Consider the following 3,155-nt stretch of genomic DNA (forward strand, 5'->3'; position numbering starts at 1 on the left):
CCGCACCGTGGACTTTGACCGTTCCCAGCGACGGTCGTTCCAGTCCGGACACCAAGGTCAGCGTGGTCGACTTCCCACAGCCCGTCGGTCCGACGATCGCGCAGAACTCCCCGGCCACCACCCCTAGATTCAGGTCTTTCAGCGCCGTGTACGTTGCCCCGGACGGGGTCGTGAACCTTTTCGTGACCGCTCGTAGATCGATCGCCAGCGTCCCGGAATCGCTGTGCTGTGGTAGTCGCACTGTCGCTGGTCCTTCCTGACTATGAAAAAAGCATCGCCGGCGCGGATCAGTGGGTGGCGTACCGGCTGTGTGGGAGGACAGTAGGAGTCTGGAAACGAGAGCGAAATAATTCAGAAGGTTGTGTGGCTATCCCGCGTTACTCGTCGTTTTGCTCGCAAAGCTCAGCGGCAGCGCCTTCTGGTGAGTTCAGTGCGTTCTGCTCGGCCGCCACTTACCATGTGGGATGCCGCGCCGCCTCTTCCGGAACCGGCGTAACACGTTCCATGATCGACAGAGTGGAGGAACCTCGATGTGGCGCTCACGCACCCTGGCATCGCAGATCCTCATTGGCGTGCTGGGCATCCTCGTTGTCACGATCGCGTTAGGCGGCGCGCTCTACGTCGAGCTCACCCGCCGGTCACTCGATCGGCAGTACGAGACGCGCGCCGTCGACATCGCCGCGACGGTGGCACAGATCCCCGACGTCAGAGCAGCGGTGTTACGCCCCGATCCCCAACGCGTCATCCAAGGTCTGGCCAACCAGATCGGGCGGAGCACCGGCGCAGACTATGTTGTGGTCGCCGACCGGGCAGGTGTCCGTCTATCCCACCCGAACCCGGCACTGATCGGGCAGCGGCTCGAAGAACCCGTGGTCGCCCTGGACGGGCGTACTCACGTCGGCATCGATCACGGCAGTCTGGGCCGCTCGGCCAACGGTAAGGCTCCTGTCTTCGACTCGGACGGCGCCGCCATAGGTGAGGTCTCAGTCGGCATCCTGGAACGCAACGTGACGAGCCGGCTGCGGCACGAAGCCCTATTGATTCTCCTGTATTCGGCCCTCATCCTCGCACTCAGCACGGTTGCCTCGTGGGCGCTTGCCCGGACAATCAAGCGAATCACCTTCGGTCTGGAGCTGTCGGAAATCGCATCGCTGCTGCAGGAGCGCGAGGCAATGCTGCACGGCATCCGCGAGGGTGTGCTCGGTTTCGATGCCAACGGTTGCGTCAATCTGATCAACAACGAAGCTCGGCGGCTGCTGCGGATCACATCCACGGCAACCGGGCAGCACCTCGATGAGTTGGTGCCGCCCGGCCGGCTGCACGACATGCTCGCCGGCGACATCTCGGGCGCCGACCAGGTCGCCCTCACCGATGAATACCTACTTGTAGTCAACCGAATGCCAGTCCTACTGTCCGGGCGTGACGTCGGGTACGTAGTCACGCTACGCGACCGCACCGAGTTCGAGGCGCTGATCCGTGAGTTGCACGCGGTCACCGGCCTCACCGCGGCGCTCCGCGCCCAGGAACACGAGTTCGCAAACCGGCTGCACGTCATCGCAGGCCTGCTTGAACTCTCCAAACCGGAGGAGGCAGCGAGCTATCTGGCCGAGATCTCCCAAACCACCATTGGCCAAGGCGAGGAACTGCGAGCCCGAATCGCGCCGCCATCGATAGCCGCGCTACTCACGGCCAAGGTGACGATCGCGGCCGAGCAGGACGTACAGGTGATCATCGATGACACATCGCACCTAGACCAGCCCGCCATGGATCCTCAAGTACTAATAACGATCATTGGAAATCTGATCAACAACGCGGTCGACGCGGTCGCGGGTGAACCCGGCCCCCGGCAAGTCGGCGTACATATCAGCGACGATGACGGCGAGGTGTTCATCAGGGTCACCGATACCGGACCCGGCGTCGTACCCGACACGATCGAGGAAATCTTCCAGGACGGCTACTCCACCAAAACCCCCCGCGGGGAGATACGCCGTGGCCTTGGGCTCGCCCTGATACATCGGCTCGTACACCGTACCGGCGGCTCCGTCACCGTATCCCCAGGGCCAGGCGCCCGGTTTGAAGTCCGATTACCCATCCCCGATTCAACCACCTCAACGCCAGGCCTCAGCACACGGGAGAACTCACGGTGATTCCCATCCTCGTCATCGACGACGACTACCGGGTCGCCAGCATTCACGCGGCCATCGTCGAACAGGTCCCAGGCTTTCACTGCGTCGGAGAAGCACACAGCGCGGCCGAGGCACGCACCGCGATTCGCGACTTCCAGCCCGAGCTACTCCTCCTCGACATCCACCTACCCGACGAGGATGGCCTGTCCCTGTTGCGCACTCTGAAAGCCACAGTCGGCAGGGTTCCCGACTGTATCGTCGTCACCGCAGCCCGCGACCTCCACGCCGTACGGACAGCGATGCACCTCGGCGCCGTATACTACCTTGTTAAACCGTTCGGAGTCGGACAATTACGTGATCAACTTCGGGCCTACCGCCGGTGGCGCGAGCAGCTCGAGAGCTCCGACCAGGCTGACCAGGAAACCGTCGACGCCCTTTACAACCTCCTGCGCGCTCCGACCGCACTCAACTCCTCTCCACCCAGCCAACTACCGCCGACGATGGCGAAAATCCTCGATGCTGTCAGCGCAGCAGCTCAGCCGGTCAGCGCCACCCAAATTGCCCAACAGCTCGGTATGAGCCGCCCAACAGCCCAGCGCTACCTCGCTGACTTACAACGGCGTGGCCTAGTCGCACTCGATCTTGCCTACGGATCAACCGGGCGCCCCGTACACCGCTACCACCCAGCAGCTCCCGACCGCCGCCGAACAAGACCATAGCGTGGGCGCGGGCCTGTAGAAATAGCGGAGTTCGTCCCGTTCCTGGCCTTCGACCGCGAGATCCGGACCGTGATCTGCACGACCAACGCGATCGTTATCTGGAGCTGTTCCGATACGGGTCTGTCTTGCGCGTCGCATCGCGCCGCATAGCAGTTGTCGGCGCCGGGCGTCACCGTGAGGCCAAGAATCAGGCCAGGGTGGTCAGCCGCTCGCCTCGGTCGCGTCGTTCGGGTGGGAGCGCTCGCCGGGTCACCTGGAGGATGAACGACTTTGAAGGCTGCCAGACACCCCGGTCCTCAAATGACCATGT

3 protein-coding genes are annotated in these 3,155 nt (G+C 63.2%); 2 read left to right on the forward strand and 1 reads right to left on the reverse strand.

Translation table 11 applies throughout. From position 1 onward, the window contains the following. A partial coding sequence (locus U9980_RS24530) for an ATP-binding cassette domain-containing protein (RefSeq protein ID WP_322770096.1) occupies positions 1 to 241 on the reverse strand: 241 nt, incomplete at its 3' end. Positions 242 to 530: 289 nt separating this feature from the next. On the opposite strand from U9980_RS24530, the gene U9980_RS24535 reads away from it, so the two are divergent. Both U9980_RS24535 and U9980_RS24540 read left to right on the forward strand, forming a co-directional pair. Continuing rightward, a complete protein-coding gene (locus U9980_RS24535) occupies positions 531 to 2,147 on the forward strand; it encodes a sensor histidine kinase (protein WP_322770097.1) in 1,617 nt (538 codons plus the stop codon). After that, complete coding sequence (locus tag U9980_RS24540) at positions 2,144 to 2,845, forward strand: response regulator (protein ID WP_322770098.1); 702 nt, start codon at positions 2,144 to 2,146, stop codon at positions 2,843 to 2,845. The genes U9980_RS24535 and U9980_RS24540 overlap by 4 nt, the downstream gene beginning before the upstream one ends. Positions 2,846 to 3,155: the final 310 nt, after the last annotated feature.

Source organism: Protofrankia sp. Cr1 (assembly GCF_963555865.1).
GTDB lineage: Bacteria > Actinomycetota > Actinomycetes > Frankiales > Frankiaceae > Protofrankia.